This is a genomic window from Paraburkholderia sartisoli (assembly GCF_900107685.1).
In the GTDB taxonomy this organism is placed as follows: Bacteria; Pseudomonadota; Gammaproteobacteria; order Burkholderiales; family Burkholderiaceae; genus Paraburkholderia; species Paraburkholderia sartisoli.
The window spans coordinates 926,842-952,051 of the sequence record NZ_FNRQ01000001.1; the positions used below are offsets into that span (position 1 = coordinate 926,842).

At 64.8% G+C, this 25,210-nt stretch carries 22 protein-coding genes and 1 tRNA gene; 14 read left to right on the top strand and 9 right to left on the bottom strand.

Annotation, left to right across the window (positions count from 1 at the left end; translation table 11 throughout):
• Positions 1-93 precede the first annotated feature (93 nt).
• The 3 genes from BLV45_RS04270 to BLV45_RS04280 all read right to left on the bottom strand — a co-directional run bounded on the left by BLV45_RS04270 (position 94) and on the right by BLV45_RS04280 (position 2,353).
• The gene (locus tag BLV45_RS04270) at positions 94-405 is read right to left on the bottom strand and encodes a hypothetical protein (RefSeq protein ID WP_090529367.1); all 312 of its coding nucleotides are present in this window, start codon (positions 403-405) and stop codon (positions 94-96) included.
• A 198-nt stretch (positions 406-603) separates the two neighbouring features.
• Entirely contained in the window at positions 604-1,284 is a 681-nt protein-coding gene (locus tag BLV45_RS04275; RefSeq protein ID WP_090529370.1) for a peptidoglycan DD-metalloendopeptidase family protein, read from the bottom strand.
• Positions 1,285-1,444: 160 nt separating this feature from the next.
• On the bottom strand, positions 1,445-2,353 hold the full coding sequence (locus BLV45_RS04280) for an aldose epimerase family protein (protein ID WP_090529373.1): 909 nt from the start codon (positions 2,351-2,353) through the stop codon (positions 1,445-1,447).
• Between the two features lie 548 nt (positions 2,354-2,901).
• Here BLV45_RS04280 and BLV45_RS04285 point away from each other — a divergent pair.
• Both BLV45_RS04285 and BLV45_RS04290 read left to right on the top strand, forming a co-directional pair.
• Positions 2,902-3,732 carry an undecaprenyl-diphosphate phosphatase gene (locus BLV45_RS04285; RefSeq protein ID WP_090529376.1) on the top strand — a complete coding sequence of 277 codons (831 nt, stop codon included), beginning with the start codon at positions 2,902-2,904 and terminating at the stop codon, positions 3,730-3,732.
• A gap of 112 nt (positions 3,733-3,844) precedes the next feature.
• Positions 3,845-3,919, top strand: a tRNA-Arg gene (locus BLV45_RS04290).
• 290 nt (positions 3,920-4,209) lie between these two features.
• Here BLV45_RS04290 and BLV45_RS04295 read toward each other — a convergent pair.
• The gene (locus tag BLV45_RS04295) at positions 4,210-5,787 is read right to left on the bottom strand and encodes an acid phosphatase (protein ID WP_176954060.1); all 1,578 of its coding nucleotides are present in this window, start codon (positions 5,785-5,787) and stop codon (positions 4,210-4,212) included.
• Between the two features lie 278 nt (positions 5,788-6,065).
• On the opposite strand from BLV45_RS04295, the gene BLV45_RS04300 reads away from it, so the two are divergent.
• The gene (locus BLV45_RS04300; RefSeq protein WP_407670945.1) at positions 6,066-7,403 is read left to right on the top strand and encodes a cytochrome-c peroxidase; all 1,338 of its coding nucleotides are present in this window, start codon (positions 6,066-6,068) and stop codon (positions 7,401-7,403) included.
• Between the two features lie 10 nt (positions 7,404-7,413).
• Here the strand turns inward: BLV45_RS04300 and BLV45_RS04305 are convergent, their stop codons facing one another.
• A complete protein-coding gene (locus BLV45_RS04305; protein WP_090531096.1) occupies positions 7,414-7,644 on the bottom strand; it encodes a hypothetical protein in 231 nt (76 codons plus the stop codon).
• Positions 7,645-7,898: 254 nt separating this feature from the next.
• On the opposite strand from BLV45_RS04305, the gene BLV45_RS04310 reads away from it, so the two are divergent.
• Together BLV45_RS04310 and BLV45_RS04315 are read left to right on the top strand one after the other, a co-directional pair.
• Positions 7,899-8,285, top strand: a complete 387-nt coding sequence (locus tag BLV45_RS04310; protein WP_090529383.1) for an RT0821/Lpp0805 family surface protein — start codon at positions 7,899-7,901, stop codon at positions 8,283-8,285.
• A gap of 100 nt (positions 8,286-8,385) precedes the next feature.
• Entirely contained in the window at positions 8,386-8,835 is a 450-nt protein-coding gene (locus BLV45_RS04315; protein ID WP_090529386.1) for an NUDIX hydrolase, read from the top strand.
• Positions 8,836-8,862: 27 nt separating this feature from the next.
• Here BLV45_RS04315 and BLV45_RS04320 read toward each other — a convergent pair whose 3' ends face one another.
• Together BLV45_RS04320 and BLV45_RS04325 are read right to left on the bottom strand one after the other, a co-directional pair.
• A complete protein-coding gene (locus BLV45_RS04320; protein WP_090529389.1) occupies positions 8,863-9,762 on the bottom strand; it encodes a transporter substrate-binding domain-containing protein in 900 nt (299 codons plus the stop codon).
• Between the two features lie 146 nt (positions 9,763-9,908).
• On the bottom strand, positions 9,909-11,618 hold the full coding sequence (locus BLV45_RS04325) for a glutamine--tRNA ligase/YqeY domain fusion protein (RefSeq protein WP_090529392.1): 1,710 nt from the start codon (positions 11,616-11,618) through the stop codon (positions 9,909-9,911).
• Positions 11,619-11,846: 228 nt separating this feature from the next.
• Between BLV45_RS04325 and BLV45_RS04330 the strand changes: the two genes are divergently transcribed.
• From BLV45_RS04330 to BLV45_RS04340, 3 genes are all read left to right on the top strand, one after another.
• Positions 11,847-12,068: an ornithine carbamoyltransferase gene (locus BLV45_RS04330; protein WP_176954061.1), complete on the top strand. Its 222-nt coding sequence runs from the start codon at positions 11,847-11,849 to the stop codon at positions 12,066-12,068.
• 258 nt (positions 12,069-12,326) lie between these two features.
• Positions 12,327-14,090 carry a gamma-glutamyltransferase gene (gene ggt, locus BLV45_RS04335; RefSeq protein ID WP_090529395.1) on the top strand — a complete coding sequence of 588 codons (1,764 nt, stop codon included), beginning with the start codon at positions 12,327-12,329 and terminating at the stop codon, positions 14,088-14,090.
• Between the two features lie 33 nt (positions 14,091-14,123).
• Positions 14,124-14,678, top strand: coding sequence for an RBBP9/YdeN family alpha/beta hydrolase (locus tag BLV45_RS04340; protein WP_090529398.1), 555 nt, complete (start codon positions 14,124-14,126; stop codon positions 14,676-14,678).
• A 181-nt stretch (positions 14,679-14,859) separates the two neighbouring features.
• Here the strand turns inward: BLV45_RS04340 and BLV45_RS04345 are convergent, their stop codons facing one another.
• Positions 14,860-16,080, bottom strand: a complete 1,221-nt coding sequence (locus tag BLV45_RS04345; RefSeq protein WP_090529401.1) for a CaiB/BaiF CoA transferase family protein — start codon at positions 16,078-16,080, stop codon at positions 14,860-14,862.
• A 331-nt stretch (positions 16,081-16,411) separates the two neighbouring features.
• Between BLV45_RS04345 and alaS the strand changes: the two genes are divergently transcribed.
• Positions 16,412-19,036 (top strand): alanine--tRNA ligase, encoded by a 2,625-nt coding sequence (gene alaS / locus BLV45_RS04350; protein WP_090529404.1) that lies wholly within the window; start codon positions 16,412-16,414, stop codon positions 19,034-19,036.
• 153 nt (positions 19,037-19,189) lie between these two features.
• On the opposite strand, the gene BLV45_RS04355 is transcribed toward alaS, so the two are convergent.
• Positions 19,190-20,110, bottom strand: coding sequence for a LysR family transcriptional regulator (locus tag BLV45_RS04355; RefSeq protein ID WP_090529407.1), 921 nt, complete (start codon positions 20,108-20,110; stop codon positions 19,190-19,192).
• 126 nt (positions 20,111-20,236) lie between these two features.
• Here BLV45_RS04355 and BLV45_RS04360 point away from each other — a divergent pair, with 126 nt between their 5' ends.
• The 5 genes from BLV45_RS04360 (at position 20,237) to BLV45_RS04380 (ending at position 25,209) form a co-directional block, all read left to right on the top strand.
• A complete protein-coding gene (locus tag BLV45_RS04360; protein ID WP_090529410.1) occupies positions 20,237-21,556 on the top strand; it encodes a YbfB/YjiJ family MFS transporter in 1,320 nt (439 codons plus the stop codon).
• Positions 21,557-21,704: 148 nt separating this feature from the next.
• A complete protein-coding gene (locus tag BLV45_RS04365) occupies positions 21,705-22,736 on the top strand; it encodes a threonine aldolase family protein (protein ID WP_090529413.1) in 1,032 nt (343 codons plus the stop codon).
• Between the two features lie 105 nt (positions 22,737-22,841).
• Positions 22,842-23,372 carry an NUDIX domain-containing protein gene (locus tag BLV45_RS04370; protein WP_090529416.1) on the top strand — a complete coding sequence of 177 codons (531 nt, stop codon included), beginning with the start codon at positions 22,842-22,844 and terminating at the stop codon, positions 23,370-23,372.
• Positions 23,373-23,576: 204 nt separating this feature from the next.
• Positions 23,577-24,725 carry an iron-containing alcohol dehydrogenase gene (locus BLV45_RS04375; protein ID WP_090529418.1) on the top strand — a complete coding sequence of 383 codons (1,149 nt, stop codon included), beginning with the start codon at positions 23,577-23,579 and terminating at the stop codon, positions 24,723-24,725.
• A gap of 40 nt (positions 24,726-24,765) precedes the next feature.
• A complete protein-coding gene (locus tag BLV45_RS04380; protein ID WP_090529421.1) occupies positions 24,766-25,209 on the top strand; it encodes an acyl-CoA thioesterase in 444 nt (147 codons plus the stop codon).
• The last annotated feature ends 1 nt before the right edge of the window (position 25,210 follow it).

Sequence of the window (25,210 nt, forward strand, 5' to 3'; positions counted from 1 at the left end):
CGGTCCTTTGCCGATATGCGCCGAACCCCCGTTAGCCCGGCCTCGTGCCGGGCTCTTTTTATTGCGCGATCCGGCAACGATGCCGCGCGGACATCATTGCTTGCAGTGAATGACCATCGACCGGTTCTTCACGTTGGCGCCGAAAATTCCCCCGAGCGAGCCGCCGGATGTGGCGCCGTTGTCGACGTCCTTCGAGATCACGTCGTATCCATACGCGCCGCATGCTTCGCCGGCCTTTTTATAGCATTCGCCCCAGCTTTCGCTGGCATCGCTGCCGCTGCAGTTGATCGCGAAGCCGGTGTCGCCGTTCGGCAGATAAGTGAGCGTCGACGTGGTGGAGCAGCCCGCGAGGCCTGCGAGTGTCAGGACGGCCAGTCCGGCCGCCATGGCGAGTGCGCTTTTCATCGCAGATTTTCCTGTTATCGGACGCAGCCGGTTGCCGCGTCCCTTGAGAATGGATCGTTCCGACGCCCGTGGGGTTCCCCAGGCGCCTGAGCGGCCGTCCGCAAGGCCGTGTTCAGGCGGGCTTTTCGCCCGCTTTGCGCCGGGCGCGCCAGACACCTGACGACGCCCACGGCAGCAAACCCGATGCCTGCATCGCGTTCAACGTGGCGGCAGCGAACGGGCCGGGTCGATCGAACGGCTCTGGTAGCGCAATTCGAAATGCAGCATCACGTGATCGCTGTCCGTGTCGCCCATCTCGGCGATTTTCTGGCCTTGTGCCACCGTCTGGCCTTCCTTGACGAGCATCGCGCGGTTGTGGGCGTAGGCGCTCAGATAGTCGCTGTTGTGCTTGATGATGATGAGGTTGCCGTAACCGCGCAGACCGTCGCCCGCATACACCACCGAGCCCGCCGCCGCCGCGACGACCGGCGTGCCAGCCACGTTGACGATGTCGATGCCCTTCGAGTTCGCGCCGTCGAAGCGACGCGTGACCGTGCCCTGCGCGGGCCACACGAGCGCGATCGTCGAGGAAGGCGCCGCCGTCGGCGCGGGCGCGAGCGCGGTCGTGCCGCGTGACGCCGTCGATCCGGACGAAGCCTGCGCGCTGCCCGAGCTTCTGTCAGCACCTCTCGCCGCCGTCGCGCTGTTGGCGGGCGGCGCCACGCGCAGCACCTGGCCGCTTTCGATGGCGTCGGGATTGGTCAACCCGTTCCACCGCGCGATGTTCTGCACGGACGTCCGGTTGCTGCGCGCGATGCTGGAGAGCGTGTCACCCCGCTCGACGCGATAGAACCCTGGCCCCACCGGAGCCGCCCCGCACGCGGCGAGCACCGCGATCATCGATACGCAGGCGAGCCGTCTGATTTTTGTATGCAAACCTGGACCTCACAAAACGCTGCCGCGCGTCGATCCCCGATCACGCGCGTCAGTGGCAAAACAACCGATTCTAACGGTTTTGCATTGCAGCACCCCGAAACGCCGCAAACCGTCCGATCGCGCGCTAGCGGTTCGCGGCGACGCTGATCCGCAGCGAAGCGCTTTCCGTCGCGCCCGGCGCGAGCCAGCGCAGGCCGAAGCCGTTATGGATGGCGTCGGGCAGTCCGAGCCACGGCTCGACGCAGTAGAAGTCGGATTCCGGCGCGAGCGTCCACGTCGTCACCGCGTACCAGGGAATCGAACCCGGCCGCCGCAGGTCGATCGTGATCGTGCGGTTCAGTCCCGGCGCAACGATGCGCACCGGCTTCTCCGGCGTGCCGTCGAGCAGATGGAAGCGGTCGATGATGCGCGCGTCGTCGAGCGTGTACTGCGCAGCGCCCGGCTCGGCCGCGCTGATCGACGCGTCGGCCTGCTGGTGGCGACGCTGCGTCGGCGGCAGTTCGAGCGTGGTTGCGCCGCGCTGCGTGTGCGGCAGCGCGAAGTAGAAGTGGTGGCCCGCGTAGTAGGGCAGCGCGGCGTCGCCGGTGTTGGTGGTGGCGAGCGTCACGTCGAGCGTGTTCGCATCGGCGAGACGGTACGCTGCCTCGAAGCGAAAGCCGAACGGATACGCGGCGCGCGTGGCGTCGCTGTCGGTGAGCGTCATCGTGACGCCGCTGCCGGTCGCGTCCAGTTGCGCGGCGAAGGGCAGGTCGCGCGCGAAGCCGTGCATCGGCAGATCGCGCACGACGCCGCTCGCGTCGCGCCAGCGCCCGATCTTGCCGTCGACGAAATGCCGCGCGAGAAACGGAAACAGCAGCGGATTGCCGCCACGGACGCGGGCCGGGTCGCTCCAGTCGGCGTCGTCCGGCCAGAAGATCACCTGTTCGCCATCGATCTCCCACGACAGCAGCCGGCCGCCTGCCTGCGGTGCGATGCGAAGAAGGGCCGCGCCCTGCGCGATTTCGAGGATGTCCTGGTTCTGGAATAGGGCCATGGTCAACGTAAAGACGCGATAGGTTGAGTGAAAAGGACGGCGGCGCGCACGCAGCCGGTGGCCGATTTTGCGCTGCTTTGCGCTACGGGGAAACCCTTTCTCGGGAAATTGCGGGCGTGACCGCACCGACAGGTTTGCCGATAATCGGTTAAACGGGCCGGTCGACAGACCGGCGGGTCGACAGTTCCGGACGGAGGACGCATGGATCTTGCAATGGCAATGGGCGTAGCACTGTTCGGCATGTTCGCCGGCAGCACTGTCTACTTTCTCTACAAGGTCGAGCGCTAGAACGCGTCTTTGCCGCTCGAAGCGACGCACGCCGCTTCCTTTCCGGATGTTGCGTGAATCCACACCAGGCCCGCTTTTGCGGGCCTTTTTCTTTCATTCGATTTACAGGTGTTTCAGGTTGTGACGCGGTGCGGCGAAAACATGCGGATATATGCGGTAAACCCTTGGCGGTGCCGGGGTCGCCAGGCATAATCGGGCGTCTTCCATGCGCGGGAGACGCAGTCCCGCGCGATGTTTACTCACATTGAGAGGGCCGCCGCGTGAACTTGTGGTTTCTGATTTTTCTGAGCGTGTTGCAGGGCGTCACCGAGCTTTTTCCGGTCAGCAGTCTCGGTCATACGCTTCTCGTGCCGGCGCTGTTCGGCATGCATATCGACAAGCATGCACCGCAGCTGCTTCCCTTTCTCGTCGCACTTCACCTCGGCACGGCCCTCGCGCTGCTCTGGTACTTCCGCAAGAAGTGGATCGCGCTCATCAGCGGCTTCGTGGGTTCGCTGCGCGGCCGGCGTAACGATGACGGCCACATGATGTGGGCGCTCATCATCGGGACGATTCCCGCGGGTCTCGTGGGCCTCATTCTCGAAAAGCGGCTCGAGCGCGTGTTTCATGACCTGCGTATCGTCGCGATCGCGCTGATCGTGAACGGCGTGCTGCTGTGGCTCGGTGACCGTCTGCAGCGCTCGCGTGTGCATCGCGCGCCGGAGAAGCTCACGTTCCGCCAGGCGTTCTTTGTCGGGCTTGCCCAGGTGGGTGCGCTGATTCCGGGTTTCTCGCGCAGCGGCCTCACGATGATCGCGGGCAACGCGGCCGGGCTGACGGCGGAAAAAGCCGCGGAGTTCTCGTTCCTGCTCGGCACGCCGATCATTTTCGCAGCGGGCCTGCTCGAAGTGCCGAAGCTCTTCCACGCACCCGACCAGCTCGCCGACGCGCTGCTTGGCGGCGTGCTCACGGCGATCGCCGCGTATCTCAGCGTGCGCTTCCTGATGCGCTACTTCGAAGGCCGCGGCCGGCTGGCATCGTTCGGCGTGTATTGCGTGATCGCGGGCGCGCTGTGCCTCGGCTGGTTCATGCTGCACGCGCAGCCGGTGTAAGGGCGTCGCCGGCACGTCGCGCGGTCACGTGCCGGGCGGCCTGCGGCGATACGGTATAATTTAAGGCTTGGTCGATGCATTCGACCAGCCGACCACGCTCCGTGGTCTTTGCCTCCCCATAGTTCAACGGATAGAACACGGGTCTTCTAAACCTGAAATCGAGGTTCGATTCCTCGTGGGGGGGCCAACCGGTTTGCCGGCCCCGGCATCCTTGCCGCATTTCATGCGACGAGCGTTCGTTCCGCCCATGCTGATTCTCGCGCGGGTTTCGTTTGTGTTTCGCCCGACTCCCATCTGCTGTACTTCAACTTCCGTTCTACTTCACCTCGTCGGCGATGGTTTATTTCGTGCGCCCTTGCCGGATCACGGGTGAGCACGCGCACGGCTGCGTGAAGCATAAAAAAGGGCAGCCGAAGCTGCCCTGTGAAGGTCCGGTTGCAGACGGACCGTGCTTACCTTGTGAGACGGATCACCGCATCAGTGCGCGATGTTGAGCGCGTTCGTCAGGTCGCCCATCGGCTTGCCGCTGTTCGCCGCGAGTGCGTTGTCGCGGGCGGTGATGCCCGGCAATGCCGGCAGCGAGAAACGATGCGTGATGAAGCGCAGGATCGACGTCGTGTCGTATTGCGTGTGATCGACGAAACCCTGCTTCGCAAGCGGCGACACGATGATGGCCGGAATGCGCGTGCCCGGGCCCCAGCGGTCGCCCTTCGGCGGCGCGACGTGATCCCAGAAGCCGCCGTTTTCGTCGTACGTGACGATCACGACCATGTTCTTCCACTGCGGGCTTTTCTGCAGATGCGAGATGACGTCCGCGATGTGCTGGTCGCCCGACGCGACGTCCGTGTAACCCGCGTGCTCGTTCAGGTTGCCCTGCGGCTTGTAGAACGCGACCTGCGGCAGCTTGCCCGCGTCGATATCCGCGATGAACGACGCGCCGTTCATGCCGCCGTCCAGCAGATGCGTCGCGCGGTTCGTGGTGCCTGGCGCGAGATCGGCGAAGTAGTTGAACGGCTGGTGATGCGGCTGGAAGTTCGGCGCCGACAGATTCGCGCCATACACCACGCCCGCCGTGCCCGTTTGCGTCGCGGACAGCGCCGCGCCCCATGCGCCGCCGTACCACGCCCACGACACGCCCGCGTTGCTCAGCAGGTCGCCGATGTGCTGCTGGGTCTGCGGCGGCAGCGTGGTGGCCAGGCCCGGATCGGCGAGATTCGCGTCGCCGCCGCTCGCCGCCTTGTTGCCGCTCGGCTGATACGGCGGCTGCATCGTGTTCACTGCGTAGAAATCAGGCGTGAGGTTGCCCGAATTCACGAATTTCGGCGGGCCGGTCAGTGCCGAAGCGGGACTGTTCGACGCGAGCGTCAGGGAGACACCATCCGGATCGACCGTCGAAACCGAGGTGGCTGCCGGGCTCGTGCTGGCGTTCGGGTAGACCGGCGTGCATGCGCAGACCAGCCACTGATGGTTCAGGAACGAGCCGCCGAACGCCCCCATGAAGAAGTTGTCGGCCAGCGTGTATTGCTGGGCAATTTTCCACAGCGGCAGCTTGTCGGCGTTCAGCGTGTAGTGGCCCATCACGAGGCCGCCCGAGTCGGCGAAAGCGGCGAACTTGTCGTTCTTGCCGCCGTTGATCTGCATCTGGTTCTCGTAGAAACGATGGTACAGATCGCGCGTCGTCGCGCTGATGGGCGTGTTGAAACCGTTCGGGTCGTCGATCGCGAACGCGGCGTTCGGCAGGTTGGCCGTCATCGCCTGCGTGACGACCGGCGTGACGCCCGTCTGCGTGAGACCGTTCCAGATCTGCGGCAACGTGGCGAACACGGAGCCATCGCGGTCGAGCTGCTGCGCGCTCGCGGCGGTCACGTTCTGCAGGCCGTTCGCACCTGGAAACTGGCCGTACAGATTATCGAAGCTACGGTTTTCGGCGTAGATCACCACGACGTTCTGCACCGACTTGATGTCCGGCAGCGTCGCGACGCTGCCGCCGCAGGCGTACAGGCCGATCGCGGTTGCGATCGCAATGGGCGTCGCGTAGACCAGTTTCTTGTTCATTGAGTTTTTCTCTCTCGCGTTGGGGGCCGGCCTCGTTTTCTGTCCGTCTTCGCGATGCAGCGTCGAGGGCGAGGGGCCGGTGCGAGGATTCTCGCAACGCAATTTGACAGGAAGATGTAATGGTTACGAATTGCTTGATGACGCGTCGACGATGTAGGCGAGATGTCATCTGAGCGACACGTACGTGACATACGCTCGCGCAGTTCAACAACATCGAAGATGCTCAAATGCTGCGTGGTCTGAATGGGAAGCTGAAGAATCGGGTTCGGGCAGGAAGCTTGCGCGCTTGTTGGCTGGCGGCCGCGTGGCTGCCGGTCGCGCTGGCCGCGTGTGATGCGCATGGCCCCGAGGGTGAGACGCGGGCGGGCGCGTCGGCGACGACGGTGACAGTGGCTTCGCTGGCCGCGTCGACGCCGCGTGTGTCTGTGGTGCCCGTTGTGCCTGCCGTACACGCGGCGGCGCCTGGTCGCGCGCAGACGCGCGCCGAGGTCTACGAGCAGGTCGGCAAGATGACGGCGCTTGGCAAGCAGCTGTTCTTCGATGCTTCGCTATCGGGTTCGGGGAAGCTTGCGTGTGCGTCGTGCCATAGCCCGGATCACGGGTTCACGCCGGGCAATGCGCTCGCGGTGCAACTGGGCGGCGGCGACATGCGGCAGCAGGGCATGCGTGCCGTGCCGACGCTCAAGTATCTGCAGTCGGTGCCGGCCTTCACCGAGCACTTCCACGATTCCGAAGACGAAGGCGACGAAAGTATCGACGCCGGCCCGACTGGCGGTCTCACGTGGGATGGCCGTGTCGATCGCGGTTCGGAACAGGCGCGCATTCCAATCCTGTCGACGTTCGAGATGGGCAGCACGCCCGGAAAGGTCGCCGCGGCGGTGAAGGCCGCGCCTTATGCGAACGAATTTCGCGCGGCGTTTGGCGAGCACATCTTCGACGATACCGACGCCACGTTCAACGCGGTGCTCCAGTCGCTCGAAACCTTCGAGCAGAAACCGGAGACGTTCTATCCGTACACGAGCAGGTATGACGCGGCGCTCGCGGGCAAGGTCAAGCTGAGCGCCGCCGAACTCCACGGCCTCGAACTCTTCAACGACGAGAAAAAGGGCAACTGCGCGAGTTGCCATCTGAGCCAGCGCGCGAGGGATGGTTCGCCGCCGCAGTTCAGCGATTTCGGCCTGATCGCGATTGGCGTGCCGCGCAACCGGGCGTTGAAGGTGAATCGCGATCCGCGTTTCTACGATCTGGGCGCGTGCGGCCCGGAGCGAACCGATCTGAAGGGCCGCGACGAGTATTGCGGGATTTTCCGCACGCCGACGTTGCGCAACGTCGCGTTGAAAAAGCGCTTCTTCCACAACGGTATCTACCAGTCGCTGGAAGAGGTGGTGCGCTTTTATGCGCAACGCGATACGAATCCGGAAAAGTTTTATCCGGTCGTGAAAGGAAAGGTGCAGAAGTTCGACGATCTGCCGAAGCGTTACTGGGCGAACCTGAATACGGAGCCGCCGTTCGACCGCAAACCGGGCGACGCGCCCGCGCTCGACGAAGCGGAGATCAAGGACGTGGTTGCGTTCCTGAATACGCTGACGGACGGCTACCAGCCCGCCGCGCACTGAGCGCGCGCGGTTACGGTTGAAGCAGGAACGCGCAGAACATCAGCAGCATCACGAACGATGCCAGCATGCAGATGAAGCCCGCGCGCGTGAGGATGCCCGGCCATTGCGGACGCGGCAGTACCTGGATGTTGAGCATGCCGGCGACCGGCGCCGGCTCGCGACGCATGACGATCGGCACGAGCGCGATGCTGATCAGTGTGAGAAGGATGACGAAGAAGCGAAGGGCGATTGAGTAGTCCATGGCGGCCGGGAGGATCGTCGATGCGCGTGCGGAGCGATAAAACGCGTGAAACGCATGCGCGGAATAAGATCCTTCGATGCTAATGAGCCGTCCTGGCAGGGCCAATCGGAGCGGTCCGAAAAGGCTGGCACGGGTCTTCACGCGCGCCGTCCGTCGCACTGCGGCGGCACATCGCGTCGTGCTATGCTTTTGAGGGTCAGCTCACGCGATATGCGCGCGAGCGCAATCCAGTCAGCCTTCAAGGAGAACAATCAATGTCGATGCGAAACCGAGCCCTGATGTGCTGGGCTGCAGGTGGGTTGCTGCTCGCGGGTGCAGGCGGCGCACAGGCGGCGAATCTTGGCTTCCTGAACGACACGCCGATCAGCTACATGAAGCCGCGCGATAACGATTCGATCAAGAAGGCCATCGCCAGCATGCTCAACGACAAGCAGGACGGCGAGACGGTGAACTGGGTCAACGAGGGCACCGGCAACAGCGTCAAGATCGACGCCACGCTGACGCCCGATCGAACCACGAAGGAAGCCGACCGCACGTGCCGCGCGACGACGGTCGTGCTGTCGGCCAAAGGGCAATCGATGAATCTGCATCCGCTCTTTTGCCGGCAAGGCAGCGGTGCGTGGCAACTGCAGAAGCGTTGAGCACGTCGACTGAACACAGCGCCGGTACAGGCGGGGCCGTTGCTGGCCCGGCCACTCCCGCTTCACAAGTGACGGCGCCATCGCACCGCGCGTTGTTGCAATGACCGCGCGCGTCGTTTCATGCGGCGTCGTGCTGCTCGACGCCGCGGGGCGCGTACTGCTCGCGCACGCCACGGAAACCTCGCACTGGGACATCCCGAAAGGACACGGCGAAGCGGGCGAAACGCCGCATGTCACCGCGTTGCGGGAAATGGTCGAGGAGACGGGCATCGTGCTCGCGCCTGAGCGGCTGAAAGACCTCGGGCTCTTCGTGTACCGTCGCGACAAGGATCTGCATCTGTTCGCCGCACGCGTGCGCGACGGCGAAGTCGACATCGAACGGTGTACGTGCATATCGATGTTCCCGCGTCGTTCCGACGGGACGATGATTCCCGAAATGGACGCATATCGCTGGACCGAACCCGACGAGGTCGACCGCTATGCGAGCCGCAGTCTCACGCGCCTTTTCCAGACCACGCTCTCGCTCGCCGAACTGCACCGCACGCTCTGAAAGCGCGCGCGTTCATGGGGCGATAGCCTAGTCGAGCGCCTTGTCGTTCGGATGGGCGAAGAGCTCGCGCATTTCCGCCGAGAGCGGGAAATTCAGGTTCGTCCCGTGCGGTGGAATCGGCTGTGTGAACCAGACGTTGTAGAGGCGTTCAGCTTCGCCCGAAGTCTGCATCCGCGAAATCACGCCGTTGACGACGTCGCGCATCGGCGCGTCGCCCTTGCGGAACATGCACGCGTACGCCTCGTAGCCGATTGGCGTGCCGGTAATCACATAGTCTTCGGGATGCGCCTCCGCGGCTTTCAGGCCGTGCAGCAGCGGCTCGTCCATCACGAACGCGACCGCGCGGTCCGAGCGCACGGCGGCGAACGCCTCGGGATGATCCCGCGTCGCCGTGATGCGCATGTTGAGCTGCTTCTCGCTGTTCAGCTTGCGCAGCAGCCGTTCGTCCGACGTACCCGCCGTCGTCACCACGGGTTTGCCGGCGAGATCCGCGAAGTCGGAAATGCCCGATTTCTTGCGCGCGATCATGCGCACGGCGTACTGGAAGAAGCTGTCCGAAAACGCCACCTGTGATTCGCGCTCCACGGTGTGCGTCGTCGAGCCGCATTCGAGGTCGATCTGGTTGTTGAGCAGCATCGGAACGCGGTTGGCCGACGTGACGACGATCTCGCGCACCTTCAGATCGCTCATGCCCAGCACCTTTTTGATTTCATCGACGATGCGCAGCGCGATCGTGTACGAATAGCCGATCGTGTGGCCGTCATCGGAGTAGGCAAACGGAATCGACGCCTCGCGCACGCCGAGCGTGATGGCGCCGTCGTCATGAATCTTTTTCAGCGTGCCGGTCAGTTCATCGGCATGGGCGCCGCAAGCGAACGTCGCCGCCGCGACGCATGCGATCAGCCGGAAACGGGCTGCGAACTTCATTGCTCCTCCGGGAAGGGCGCGCGCCGTTGAGAACCGCGACGCGACGTCCCGCCGATGTCATGAGGCGTGCCGGGGTATGTTTGCCGGTGAACATCCATGCACCGGTCCCGGGTTCACACGCCAGCCGCTCAGTGGAGCCGTCCAGCTTACGCCGGCTTGCCCCAGCTGTCCCGCAAAGTCACGATACGGTTGAAGACCGGTTTTTCCGGTTTCGAATCGTAGCGGTCGGCAACAAAATAACCGTGTCGTTCGAACTGGAAGCGCTGTTCCGGCGGCACGTCGTTCAAGCTCGGTTCGAGGTATGCGTTGACGACGCGCTTCGAATCCGGATTCAGCGCCTCGAGGAAATCGCGGCCGCCCGCGTCGGGCTGCGGTTCACGGAACAGCCGGTCGTAGATGCGGACTTCAGCCGGTAGCGCGTGCGCGGCGCTGACCCAGTGGATGTTGCCCTTCACCTTGTACGTATTCGCGCCTTCCGTGCCCGACTTGCTGTCCGGGAAGTAATTGCAGTGCACGGCGGTCACGTTGCCGTCGGCGTCTTTTTCGGCGCCCGTGCATTCGACGACATAGCCGTAGCGCAGCCGCACCTTGTTGCCCGGAAACAGCCGGAAATAGCCCTTCGGCGGCGTTTCGACGAAGTCGTCACGCTCGATCCACAGTTCGCGCGAAATCGGGAACGTGCGCGTGCCCATTTCCGGATGATGCGGATGAACCGGCGCGCTGCATGCTTCGGTCGTGCCTCCCGGGAAGTTGTCGATGATCAGCTTGAGCGGATCGAGCACGGCGGCCGTACGCGGCGCCTTGTCGTCGAGGTCGTCGCGCAGCGCGCCTTCGAGCACGCTCATGTCGATCCACGAATCGACCTTGGTGATGCCGATGCGCTCGCAGAAGAGCTTGATGCTCCCCGGCGTGAAACCGCGCCGGCGCACGCCGACGATGGTCGGCATGCGCGGGTCGTCCCAGCCCTCGACGTGGCCTTCGGTCACGAGTTGCAGCAGCTTGCGCTTGCTGGTGATCGCGTACGTGAGGTTCAGGCGCGAGAACTCGATCTGTTGCGGCAGCGGACGCGTGAACACGCCGGCATCCGCCAGTTGGTTCAGGATCCAGTCGTACAGCGGACGGTGATCTTCGAATTCGAGCGTACACAGCGAATGCGTGATGTTTTCCAGCGCGTCCGAAATGCAGTGCGTGTAGTCGTACATCGGATACACGCACCATGTGTCGCCGGTGCGATAGTGATGCGCGAAGCGGATGCGGTAGATGACCGGATCGCGCATGTTGAAGTTCGGCGACGCCATGTCGATCTTCGCGCGCAGCACGTGCTCGCCTTCCTTGAACTCGCCCGCTTTCATGCGGCGAAAGAGGTCGAGGTTTTCCTGCACCGTGCGCTCGCGGAACGGCGACGGCGTGCCCGGCTCGGTGGCCGAGCCGCGGTTCGCGCGCATTTCTTCCGCCGACTGGCTGTCGACATACGCGCGGCCGCGCTCGATCAGGAGCTCCGCGAACGCGTACAGCCTGTCGTAGTAATCGCTCGCGTAGTACAGCTGTTCCTTGTTGTCTTTCGTCCACTCGAAGCCGAGCCACGAGACGGCGTCGATGATCGAATCGACGTACTCGACGCTTTCCTTTTCCGGATTCGTGTCGTCGAAGCGCAGGTGGCAGACGCCGCCATAGCTGCTTGCGATGCCGAAATTCAGGCAGATGCTCTTCGCGTGGCCGATATGCAGATAGCCGTTCGGCTCGGGCGGGAAGCGTGTTTCCACGCGCTGGCCCCACTTTCCGGAGCGGTTGTCGTCATCGATGATGTTGCGGATGAAATTGGATGCCGCGGGCGCTTCGTTGCGTTCGGTATTCATGCGTGATGGTGAAAGTCGTTCGGAGACGCGCGATGCGCCCGCTTGTCCGTCAATTCTACCTGACCAGTCAGCGAGCGGCAGGGTTGGCGCGGTATGCGGCCGGAGTGAGGACTTCGCCCGGACGCTGTTACAGCGTGCAACAGGAGGTAAAACGCGTTGTCCGCGTGGGCGCCGCCCGGCCAGAATGCGACCGTCGCGGCACAGCCCGCCTCGCGGGACATTATCTATATGAAGACAATAACGACAGATTTCACGAGAAATGTACTGAAAATTGCTGTCATCGTCGGGCTCGCGGTGAGCCTCGGCGCGTGCGGTTCGATGTCTCGCGCGCAGGAACACGCGGCGATCGGCGCGGGCGCGGGCGGTGCGATCGGTTACGTGCTGACGGGCGGGCCGGTCGGGACGATCGTCGGCGCCGCGGCGGGTGGGTTGATCGGCGCCGGACATTGAACGGATGGGGCGGTTTCGAGCGCCCCGAAACGACCGGTCGCGCTTTTCCTGGCTGTGTGGTTTTGTCGTCGCGGATTGTTTGACGCCTTGACGGCTGAAGGCGGTTCGTCGATCCCCTTTGATGCACACGTTAAACCGGCTTTAGCCGCTGCCGCGGTTCTTCATGCAGGCGTCGCGTCCAGCTTCGTCTGACCTGCCGTCTTGCTCGAAGGCCCGCCGTTCGGCAACATGGCGCCTTCAGTTCCTGGAGTTTCACGGATGTCCGATCCCACGCACGACGCGCGTCGCGCGCCTTTCGTCCCGCTGCCCGTTGCCCTGATCCGACGCCTGGGCGCGGCGACGCTCGTTGTCGCCCTCGCCGGCAGTTTCGTGCCCGCCGCGCCGGCGCTCGCCAAAACGCCACCGCCGCCGAAAGCGGTGCTCGACGCGTCGGCCGTGGCCGTGCCCGACCGCTACAGCGCGGATACGGCCCAGCAGATTTTCGCCGCGGGCGGCAACGCGGTCGATGCGGCTGTCGCCATCGCGTTCACGCTTGCGGTCACCTATCCGGACGCGGGCAATATCGGTGGCGGCGGGTTCATGACGCTCTACGTCGACGGCAAGCCGTACTTTCTCGACTATCGCGAACGCGCGCCGCAGCAGGCGACCCGCGACATGTATCTGGACGACAAGGGCAACCCGGTGCCGGGCATGAGCCTCGTCGGGTTCCGGGCCGTGGCGGTGCCCGGCACCGTCGACGGCATGTGGGAAGCACAGCGCCGCTTCGGCAAGCTGAAGTGGAAGCAGGTGCTCGCTCCGGCGATCAAATACGCGACCGATGGTTTCGTCGTCGAGCCGTGGCTGCAGAAGCGCGCCGAATATGCGGCGAAAAGTTTCGCGGGCAAGACCAATTTCAGCGTGTACTTCGCGGGGCTGAAGGCGGGCGCGACGTTCCGCCAGCCTGAACTGGCGCAGACGCTCTCGCGTATCGCAAGCGACGGCGGACGCGAGTTCTACGAAGGCAAGACCGCGGACCTGATCAGTTCCCAGATGTACGGCCACGGCATCCTGTCGAAGACGGATCTCGTGCAATACAAGGCCGTGTGGCGCCAGCCGGTGACGGCCGACTGGAACGGCTATCAGATCGTCACCGCGCCGCCGCCGAGCTCGGGCGGCGTGGGGCTCATCCAGCTGCTGAAGATGAAGGCCGACCTGAAGCCCGCGTTCGCCGGGCTCGACCTGAATTCGTCGGCGTACATTCATCTGGTCGCGCAGATCGAAGATCGCGTGTTTGCCGACCGGCAGCAGTACATGGGCGACCCGGATTCGTATCGCGTACCCGTCGACAAGCTGATCGACGACGCCTACCTCGCAGAGCGCGCCGACGAGGTCACGCCCGACGAAGTGCCCGGCGCCGCGCCGGTCAAGCCGGGCCTTGGCGATTCGATGCCGGAACGCGCCGAGACGACGCACTTTTCGGTCGTCGACAAATGGGGCAACGCGGTGTCGAACACCTACACGCTCAACGGGCCGTTCGGATCGGGCGTCGTGGTGGACAACGCGGGCTTCGCGCTGAACGACGAAATGGACGACTTCGTCGCGAAGGCCGGCACGCCGAACCAGTTCGGTGTCACGAGCGGCGACGTCAACACGATCGCGCCGGGTCGCCGGCCACTTTCTTCGATGACGCCGACCATCCTGCTGAAAGACGGCAAGGTTTCGCTCGTGATCGGCACGCCGGGCGGCTCGCGCATTTTCACGTCGATCTTTCAGGTGATGACGAATCTCTACGATTTCGGCATGCCGCCTGCCGACGCGCTGGGGGCGATGCGCTTTCATCATCAACTGCTTCCGCCGAAGACGATCTACTGGGAACCGTATCACCCGATAACGGGTGAACTGGCCGACCAGTTGAAGGGTCTCGGCTACACGCTGGAAGGGCAGAAGTTCAACGGCGACGTCCAGATGATCCGCGTGGAAGGCACGACGCCGGAGCCCGCCGCCGATCCGCGCGGCGCTGGCGTCGGACGGGTGTTTCACTGAAAACGACAACGAACTGCAAATCGGGGAGTCGCGATGACGACGTATAACGTTCTGGTTCTGCCGGGCTATCAGAATTCCGGCGAAGGTCACTGGCAGACGCGCTGGGAAGCAGCGCATCCTCACGTCGCACGCGTCCAGATGCCGGATTGGGATTATCCGGCGCGCGACGCGTGGTGCCGGACGCTGGACGAAGCCGTGGCCGCCGCCGATGCGCCGGTGGTGCTCGCCGCGCACAGCCTCGGTTGCCTGACCGTCGCGTTCTGGGCCACGCAGTACGCGCGCGCCGCGCAGATCGCGAAGGTGGCGGGGGCGTTGCTGGTTGCGGTGCCCGATCCGACGGAAGCGCAATTCCCGGCGGATGCGTCCGGGTTTGCACCCGTGCCGGTGGCGCCCTTGCCGTTTCCGTCGATCGTGGTGGCCAGCACGGACGACCCGTACGGCGGCGTCGGGTTTTCACGGACCTGCGCGAGAGCGTGGCAGGGCGCCTGGTTCGACATCGGCCCGCGCGGCCATATCAACGCCGAAAGCGGTCTCGGCGACTGGCACGAGGGAATGTGCTGGCTGGAGTCGCTCGTCGAGGCGGCTTAGGGCGGCTTCGGGCGGTTTAGGGGCGGCTTCAGGGCGGGTTGATCGCGGCTCGGGCGTGAGGTCGAAGGGGGCAGGGGCCGGCGCCACGCGATCGGGTTTGGGCGCGGCTGCCCGGCATCACCCAGGAACGAAGAAGCGCGCAGGCCGCCGTTGAGAGCGGTTGCCGAACCGTCACCGCCCGTCAGATCACCGAGCGCGCCTTCAGCTCCGCGATGCGGGTTTCGTCGAGCCCGAGCACGGTGCGCAATATTTCTTCGGTGTGCTCGCCGAGTGTCGGCGGATGCGCGGCCGCTTCCGGAGGGGTCGCGCTCATGCGCACGGGATTGCGCACCAGCTTCACCGTCGCGCCGCTCGGATGCGGCAGGTCGATCTGCATCCCGCGCGCGACGACCTGCTCGTTCGCGAATACCTCGCCCAGGTCGTTGATCGGCCCGCACGGCACACCCGACGCCTCCAGCGCGGTGATCCATTCCTGCTTGCCACGTAGCCGGACCATGTCGGCCAGCAGCGGCACGAGCGTCTCGCGGTTGCGCACCCGCGCCGGGTTGGTCGAGAAGCGCTCGTCGTCGGCGAGTTCAGGCCGGTTGCCTGCCTCGACGAACTTGCGGAACTGCCCGTCGTTGCCCACCGCGACGATGATCCAGCTGTCGCTCGTCTGGAACGTCTGGTAGGGCACGATGTTCGCGTGCGCATTGCCCCAGCGAACCGGCGGGTTGCCGCTTGCGAGGAAGTTCGAGTTCATGTTGGCGAGCATCGCCACCTGCACGTCCAGCAACGCCATGTCGATGTACTGGCCTTCGCCCGTACGGTCGCGATGGGCGAGCGCCGTCAGCACCGCGATGGTCGAATACATGCCGGTCATCAGGTCGGCGATGGCGACGCCGGCTTTTTGCGGACCGCCGCCGGGCAGCGCGTCGCGCTCGCCGGTGATGCTCATGAATCCGCCGATGCCCTGGATGATGAAGTCGTAGCCCGCCCGCTGCGCATAGGGACCTGTCTGGCCGAAACCCGTGACCGAGCAGTAGACGATGTCCGGCTTCACTTCCTTCAGCGACGCATAGTCGAGCCCATATTTTTTCAGCTGGCCGACCTTGTAGTTCTCGAGCACGACGTCGCTCTGCGCGGCGAGATCGCGGATGATCTGCTGCCCCTCGGGCGTGGCGATGTCGACGGTGACCGAACGCTTGTTGCGGTTCGCCGCGAGGTAATACGCGGCCTCGCGCGTGTCCTCGCCGTCCGGCGTTTTCAGGTACGGAGGGCCCCAGTGACGGGTATCGTCGCCCACCTCGGGACGTTCGATCTTGATGACGTCAGCGCCGAAATCGGCAAGGGTCTGTGCGCACCAGGGACCGGCGAGCACGCGTGTGAGATCCAGCACGCGGATATGACTGAGGGCGCCCATATTCTGTTCGTGTCTCCGTGAAGCGTGATTGCGCGGCATGCGAGCGGCGAGATGCCAGGCGAGATGCGCGATGCCGTAACGATGTCCAGAATCTTAAGCGATTCCCGTCAGACGACCCACCGGCCGGATGGCATAAGACGGATCTGAGGCCGCGAAACCCCGTCCCACGCGCCCTGGCGGGAAAAACATGGCCGAATGGCTAACGTTGCGTTCCGGCCGCCTCACGCCGCTGCGCACGCTCGCCGATCCCGTATAATCAGCGGCTCAGGAAACAATCAGTTGGCGCATCTCCGGATGCAGCCGAAACAGTCAGGACCGTCCCCCGCACGCCATGAAAGCCTCCGAAATCCGCGAGAAGTTCCTCAAGTTCTTCGAATCGAAGGGCCACACGATTGTCCGTTCGTCGAGCCTCGTGCCCGGCAACGACCCGACACTGCTCTTCACCAACTCGGGCATGGTGCAGTTCAAGGACGTGTTCCTCGGCGCCGAATCGCGTCCATATTCACGCGCCACGACTGCCCAGCGCAGCGTGCGCGCGGGCGGCAAGCACAACGATCTGGAAAACGTCGGTTATACCGCGCGGCACCACACGTTCTTCGAGATGCTCGGCAACTTCTCGTTCGGCGACTATTTCAAGCGCGACGCGATCCACTACGCGTGGGAACTGCTGACGGGTGTCTACGGGCTGCCGAAAGACAAGCTGTGGGTCACGGTCTATCACGAAGACGACGAGGCGCACGACATCTGGTCGAAGGAAGTCGGCGTGCCGGTCGAGCGCATCATCCGCATTGGCGACAACAAGGGCGCGCGCTACGCGTCGGACAACTTCTGGCAGATGGCCGATACCGGTCCGTGCGGCCCGTGTTCGGAAATTTTCTACGACCATGGCCCGGACGTCTGGGGCGGCCCGCCGGGATCGCCTGACGAAGACGGCGACCGTTACATCGAGATCTGGAATCTCGTGTTCATGCAGTTCAACCGCGACGCGCAGGGCAACATGACGCCGTTGCCCAAGCAATGCGTCGATACCGGCATGGGCCTCGAGCGGATCGCCGCCGTGCTGCAGCACGTACACAGCAACTATGAGATCGACCTGTTCCAGGCGCTGATCACGGCAGCGGGCCGCGAAACGGGCGTCACCGATCTCACGAACAATTCGCTGAAGGTGATCGCCGATCACATCCGCGCGTGCTCGTTCCTGATCGTCGATGGCGTGATCCCGGGCAATGAAGGCCGCGGCTACGTGCTGCGCCGGATCGTGCGCCGCGCGATCCGTCACGGCTACAAGCTGGGCCGCAAGGGTTCGTTCTTCCACCGTCTGGTGGCGGACCTCGTCGTGCAGATGGGCGGCGCGTATCCGGAACTGACGGAAGCACAACAACGCGTGACCGACGTGCTGCGCCAGGAAGAAGAGCGCTTCTTCGAAACGATCGAGCACGGCATGTCGATCCTCGAAAGCGCGCTGGCCGATCTCGACGCGAAGGGCGGCAAGACGCTCGACGGCGAGCTCGCGTTCAAGCTGCACGACACGTACGGCTTCCCGCTGGATCTGACGGCGGACGTCTGCCGCGAACGCGAAGTCACGGTCGACGAGTCCGCATTCGACGAAGCCATGGCCCGTCAACGCGAACAGGCGCGTGCGGCCGGCAAGTTCAAGATGGCGCAGGGCCTCGAATATTCGGGCGCGAAGACCACGTTCCACGGTTACGAAGAAGTCGTCTTCGACGACGCGAAGGTCATCGCGCTGTACGTCGATGGCGCGTCCGTGAAGGAAGTGGCGAAGGGCCAGCAGGCTGTCGTCGTGCTCGACCACACGCCGTTCTACGCGGAGTCGGGCGGCCAGGTGGGCGATCAGGGGCTGCTCGCCAACGCGAGCGTGCGCTTCGCCGTCGCGGATACGCTGAAGGTGCAGGCCGACGTGGTGGGCCATCACGGCACGCTGGAGCAGGGCACGCTGAAGGTCGGCGACGTGGTGAAGGCGGAGATCGATGCGGTGCGTCGCGCGCGCACGGAACGCAATCACTCGGCCACCCACCTGATGCACAAGGCGTTGCGTGAAGTGCTGGGCTCGCACGTGCAGCAGAAGGGTTCGCTCGTCGACGCCGACAAGACGCGTTTCGACTTCGCGCATAACGCGCCGGTCACGGACGAACAGATTCGCCAGGTCGAGGCAATCGTGAACGCCGAAGTGCTGGCGAACGCGCCGGGCATCGTGCGCGTGATGCCGTTCGACGAGGCGGTGAAGGGCGGGGCAATGGCGCTCTTCGGTGAAAAGTATGGCGACGAAGTGCGTGTGCTCGATCTCGGCTTCTCGCGCGAGCTGTGCGGCGGTACGCACGTGCGTCGCACTGGTGATATCGGTTTCTTCAAGATCGTGATGGAAGGCGGCGTGGCGGCGGGCATCCGTCGTGTGGAAGCCATTACCGGCGATAACGCGGTGCGTTTCGTGCAGGAACTCGACGCGCGCATCAATGCGGCCGCGGCGGCCTTGAAGGCGCAACCGGCGGAACTCACGCAGCGTATCGCGCAGGTGCAGGATCAGGTCAAATCGCTGGAAAAGGAACTCGGCGCGCTGAAGTCGAAGCTCGCTTCGAGCCAGGGCGACGAACTCGCGGGTCAGGCAATCGAAGTCGCGGGCGTGCATGTGCTGGCCGCAACGCTCGAAGGCGCGGACGTCAAGACGCTGCGCGAAACCGTCGACAAGCTGAAGGACAAGCTGAAGAGCGCGGCCATCGTGCTGGCCTCCGTCGAGGGCGGCAAGGTGAGCCTGATCGCGGGCGTGACCGCGGAAGCCAGCCGGAAGGTCAAGGCGGGCGATCTCGTGAACTTCGTCGCGCAGCAGGTGGGCGGCAAGGGGGGCGGTCGTCCCGACATGGCGCAGGCCGGCGGCACGGAGCCGGCGAACCTGCAGGCGGCACTGGCAGGCGTGAAGGGTTGGGTCGAGGCGCAGCTGTAATCACGGGCGCGCGATACGCGATAAGCGGAGCCGGTTTCGAGTGTCGAACGGGTTAAGCCGGCCGCTTCACGACAGATCCAGCAGCAAGCATGAAAACAGAAAGCCGCGAGCTTCGACCTCGCGGCTTTTTGCGTTTTGGGGTGGCCAGGAGAATCACACCACCGGTTGCGCGATCCTGTCCGGCTGCGCCGAATTTGCCGCCAGATTGCTGTCCGCCAGCAACTGCTCGCGCAACGCGTTCAACGCGGCCGAAAAGTGACCGCGCCGCCAGACCAGAAGCGTATCGATTGCATCGAACTCGCCGAGCGGATGAACGGCGATATCGTCCACGTTCTGCTGCAGACCCAGCACCGAGCGCGGCGCGATCGAGACGCCGACGCCAGCCGCGACACACGCGACCATCGCGTGATACGAACCGAGTTCCAGCACGCGCGCGGGCCGCAGGTCGCACTCCAGATACCACTTCTCGATATAGCTCCGATATGCGCAACCACGCTCGAACGCGATGAGCGTGGACAGCGCCACGTCGCGCGCATCGCGGATCGGCCGGTGGCCGCGCGGCGTCAGCATCACGAGTTCTTCGCGAAAGACCGGCACATACTCAAAAACGTCATGCAAGGCACCCGGGTCGAGTGGCGTCGCAACGAGTGCCGCGTCGACTTCGAAGTTGCGTACCCGTTCGATCAGCCGTCCGGTCGTGCCGGTTTCGAGTTCCAGCGCGACGTCGGGCCAGCGCTGGTGATAGCGGGCAAGCAGGGCCGGTAGCCGGCTCGCCGCGACGCTTTCCATGGTGCCCAGCCGCAGTCGTCCGTTTGGCCGGTTTTCGCGCACTGCGTGGCGCGCCTCGTCGGCGAGCGCGAGCAGACGCTCGGCGTAGGGCAGCAGCGTCTCGCCAGCCGGCGTCAGCACGAGCCGGCGTCCGTCGCGGATAAAGAGCTCGGTGCCCAGCTGCTCCTCAAGCTGCTTGATGCGCGTCGTCACGTTCGACTGCACCCGGTTCAGCTTCGCCGCAGCGCGCGTCACGCCGTTCTCGCGCACCACCGCGCGAAAGATATTCAAGGCGGCCAGATCCATCGTTCTCACTCCGAGATGCTTTAAATCATGATAATTCATTTTTTGTGATGCAATGCGCGGATTACTATCTGACGGTGCGATGGCCGGCGCATGTGTCGCCGGCCCCGAGAATCCTTGAAGACACCCATGACGCCCCTTGCCACTTCCACCGTTGCTTCTTCCGCCCACTCACACGACGCAAGGCGCGTCGCGCTCGGATGCATGGTGGCGCTCGCGGTTGCACTGGGCGTGGGGCGCTTCGCGTTCACGCCGCTGTTGCCGTTGATGCTGCAAAACGGCTCGATCGATATTCGCCACGGCGGCTGGCTCGCATCGTTCAACTACGCGGGGTATTTCATCGGCGCGATCACCTGCGCGGCGCTGCGGGTCGACCACGCCCGGATGGTGCGCGCCGGGCTCGCCATCACGGTCGTGCTGACCGTCGTCATGGGCGTCACCGACACGTTCTGGATCTGGGCGCTGGTGCGCCTCGCAGGCGGTGCGATCAGCGCATGGACCTTCGTGTTCGCGTCGCAGTGGGGCCTGCGCCGGCTCGCCGAACTCGATGCGCACCGCTGGAGCGGCGTCATCTACACGGGGCCCGGAGTCGGGATCGTCGGCACCGGGCTACTCGTGAGCGCTGCGGGCGGGCTCGGGGCGAAAGTGGGCTGGATCGGCTTCGGGCTCATCTCGGCGGTGCTGGCGGCGCTCGTGTGGCACGTGTTCGAAGCGGGGCGCGGACGCGTTGCTCCTCCGGTTTCGCCAGCAGCGGCAGCCGCGCGCGTGAAGCCTGGCGCCACCGCGCACGATCAATCCGGCGGTCACGCCCGGCCGTCCGGTCACACCGCGCCATCGGTACACAGTTCTGCTTCGACACATCACGCCCGGCCCGCTGAAACCACGCACCGCGCCGATGCGATCTGGCTCGTCGTGCTGTACGGCGTGCCGGGATTTGGCTACATCATCACCGCGACGTTCCTGCCGGTGATCGCGCGCGCCGCGTTACCGGGTTCGGCCTGGCCCGATCTGTTCTGGCCGATGTTCGGCGTGGCGCTTATGGTCGGGGCGCTGCTTGGCGCGCGCCTGCCGCTCCACTGGGACAATCGCACGCTTCTCGCGGGCGCTTACGTGCTGCAGGCGGCAGGTATCGCGTCGGGCATCATCTGGCCGACCGCAGCGGGCTTCTCGATCGGCAGCGTGCTGATCGGGCTGCCGTTCACGGCAATCACGCTCTTTGCAATGCGCGAAGCCCGCCGGCTGCACGGGGAGCATGCCGCCGGACTGATGGGCTACGCCACGGCCGCCTATGGCATCGGCCAGATCGCGGGGCCGCTGGTGGCCGCGCCGGTCGCCGCTCATACCGGCTCGTTTTCGCCCGCGCTGTGGCTGGCCGCGTTCGCACTGATGCTCGGCGCCATCGGCCTCCTTATCGTCACCCGTGTCTCGAAGAACCGCTCGCACCGCTAGCCCGCTCCGGCCTCACACGCCGATCCCACATTCCCAACCCTACGATTACCCTCCAGCAAATTCGAACGACCGGACAATAATGGGACGGCGCACTAAAATGTCCGCTTCCCGTTACTTTCGCGTGGCCTTCCCGGCTGCGCCGCCCGCCATGCAACACTTTGCGTCGGACAATTACGCTGGCATCTGCCCCGAGGCGCTCGCGGCGCTCGTCGAAGCGAACAACAGCGGCCACGAGCCGGCTTACGGCGACGATTCCTGGACCGAGCGCGTGTGCGACCGCCTGCGCGACCTGTTTCAGACCGACTGCGAAGCGTTCTTCGTCTTTAACGGCACGGCGGCGAATTCGCTGGCACTGGCATCGCTGTGTCAGTCGTATCACTCGGTGATCTGCCACGACCTTGCGCACATCGAGACCGACGAATGCGGTGGCCCCGAATTCTTCTCCGGCGGCTCGAAGCTGCTGACCGCGCCTGGCACCCACGGCAAGCTGACGCCCGATGCCATCGAGGCCGTCGTGACCCGTCGCGCCGATATCCACTATCCGAAGCCGAAGGTGGTGACGCTCACGCAGTCGACGGAAGTCGGCAGCGTCTACACCGTCGAGGAAGTGCGCGCGATCGCCGCGATTGCCAAACGCCGTCATCTGAAGGTTCACATGGACGGCGCCCGCTTCGCCAACGCGGTCGCGACGCTCGGCGTGCATCCTTCGGAGATCACGTGGCGCGCGGGCGTCGACGTGCTGTGTTTTGGCGGCACGAAGAACGGCTTGCCGGTGGGCGAAGTGGTCGTGTTCTTCGATCGCGCGCTGGCCGACGATTTCGCGTATCGCCTTAAGCAGGCGGGCCAGCTTGCGTCGAAGATGCGCTTTATCTCGGCGCCGTGGCTGGGCCTGCTCGACGGCGACGTGTGGCTGCGCAACGCGCGTCACGCGAACGCGATGGCGCAACTCATGAAGATGCGCCTCGAGGCGATTCCCGGTGTGAGCATCATGTTTCCGGTCGAATCGAATGCCGTGTTCGCGCAGTTGCCGGCGCACGCGGCGAAAGCGATGCGGGCGAAAGGCTGGAAGTTCTACGAGTTCATCGGCGCGGGCGGTTGCCGCCTGATGTGCGCGTGGGACACGCAGCCCGAAACCGTCGAGCGGTTTGCCGCCGAAGTGCGCGACCTGTGCGCCGCGTGAGGGCGAGCGCCGCCAGCGCATACCGCGAATACCGCGCTGCGCCGCGCACGACGTGAAACGATCCGAAGCCTTTTCCGACATTCATTCACCTCAATTCCAACGAGCATGTCCGACTACCAATACTGCCCACGCTGCGCGACACCGCTCACCGAGCGCAGCGACGCCGCCCACGAAGGCGGCCGCGTGCGCCAGGCCTGCCCCGACGAAACCTGCGGCTACGTCCACTGGAACAACCCGCTGCCGGTCGTCGCGGCCATCGTCGAATACGAAGGCAAGATCCTGCTCGCGCGCAACGCGGCGTGGCCCGAAGGCATGTTCGCGCTGATCACCGGGTTTCTCGAAAACGGCGAGACACCCGAGGAAGGCATCGCGCGCGAGGTGCTCGAGGAAACCGCGCTGCACGCGGAATCGGTTGAACTCATCGGCGTGTACGAATTCATCCGCAAGAACGAGCTGATCATTGCCTATCACGTGAAGGCGCACGGCACGGTCACGCTTTCGCCCGAGCTGCTCGAATACCGGCTGGTCGAACCGGCGAACCTGCGGCCGTGGCGGGCGGGCACCGGGCAGGCGCTCGGCGAATGGATGCGCCGGCGCGGCCTGCCCTTTGAGTTCGTCGAGCGGCCGGGTCAGTGAGCCGCGTGCTGGCGAGCGTTTGCCTGCAGTTATTCGACCACGTTTTCAACACGCCGGACACCTGGCCGTTCGGCGGATAGTCAGCACGCCGCCAGGTTGCTAGAGTGGCTGCATGACCCCGGCACACGGCAGCGAAACATACGAGCACGGGTACACGGCAGCCCGCGCCATACTTTTTCCGCACCACCAGGAGACAGCATCGACATGGCCTACATCTACTACCTGACGCACATTCATCTTGGTTACGACGCGCTCGCGCAGCTGCCCGCCGAATGCGCGCGGGCCGGTATCAAACGGCCGCTCGTCATTACCGACAAGGGTGTTGTCGCAGCGGGCGTCGCCCAGCGCGCGATCGATGCGCTGAAGCTCACCGACGTGCCGGTATTCGACGACACGCCGTCGAATCCGACCGAGGCCATGGTTCTCGCCGCCGCCGCGCGGTATCGCGAAGAAGGGTGCGACGGACTGGTTGCGGTCGGCGGCGGTTCGTCGATCGATCTGGCAAAAGGCGTGGCGATTGCCGCGACGCATCCGGGCGCGCTGACCCAGTACGCGACGATCGAAGGCGGTAGCGGCAAGATCACGGATGCCGCGGCGCCGCTTGTCGCGATTCCGACCACGTCGGGCACCGGCAGCGAAGTCGCGCGCGGCGCGATCGTGATCCTGAACGACGGCCGCAAGCTCGGCTTCCACTCGTGGCATCTGCTGCCGAAGTCGGCGATCTGCGATCCGGGCCTGACGCTGAGCCTGCCCGCCGGCCTGACGGCCGCCACCGGCATGGACGCGGTCGCCCACTGCATCGAAACGTTCCTCGCGCCTGCGTTCAATCCGCCTGCGGACGGCATCGCGCTCGACGGGCTCGAGCGTGCGTGGGCCAATATCGAACGCGCGACGCACGACGGCGGCGACCGGGACGCGCGCCTGAACATGATGAGCGCTTCGATGCAGGGCGCGATGGCGTTCCAGAAGGGGCTCGGCTGCGTACACTCGCTGTCGCATCCGCTCGGCGGCATCGCGGTGAACGGGCGCACGTCGCTGCATCACGGCACGCTGAACGCCGTCGTGCTGCCGGCCGCGCTGCGCTTTAACGCGTCCGCTGAAACCGTGGTGGCGAACAACCGCTACGCGCGCATGCGTCGGGTGATGAACCTGCCGGAGAACGCCGATCTTGCCGGGGCGCTGTTCGACATGACGGCGCGTCTCGGGCTGCCGACGGGGCTGAAACAGATGGGCGTCGACGAAAGTGTGTTCGACAAGGTCATCAAGGGCGCGCTGGTCGATCATTGCCACAAGACGAATCCGCGCGAAGCCTCGGCGGAAGACTATCGTCGCATGCTGACCGAATCGCTCTGATCGCGCCGCCATTGCGCCCCCTAACGACGCCATATAAACGATGAGCAAACCGACTCCGACGCCACGCGAAGCCTACCGCCACTTTCTGCCGATCTCGACGCGCTGGATGGACAACGACGTCTACGGCCACGTCAACAACACGGTCTATTACAGCTACTTCGACACGGTGGTGAACGAGTATCTGATCCGCGCCGGAGCGCTCGATTTCGAGCGCGGCGCGACGATCGGGCTCGTCGTGGAAACGCACTGCAACTACTTCGAACCGTTCGTGTTTCCGGAGCGGGTCGAGGCGGGTCTGCGCGTGGCGCGTCTGGGCTCGACGAGCGTGCGCTACGAAGTCGGTCTCTTCAGGGAAGGCGGCACGCATGCGGCGGCCCAGGGGCACTTCGTGCATGTGTACGTCGATCGCGGGACGCGTCGTCCGGTCGCGCTGCCGGATGTGCTGCACGCGGCGCTCGCGCCGCTTGTCGTGGCGGCGGACTAGC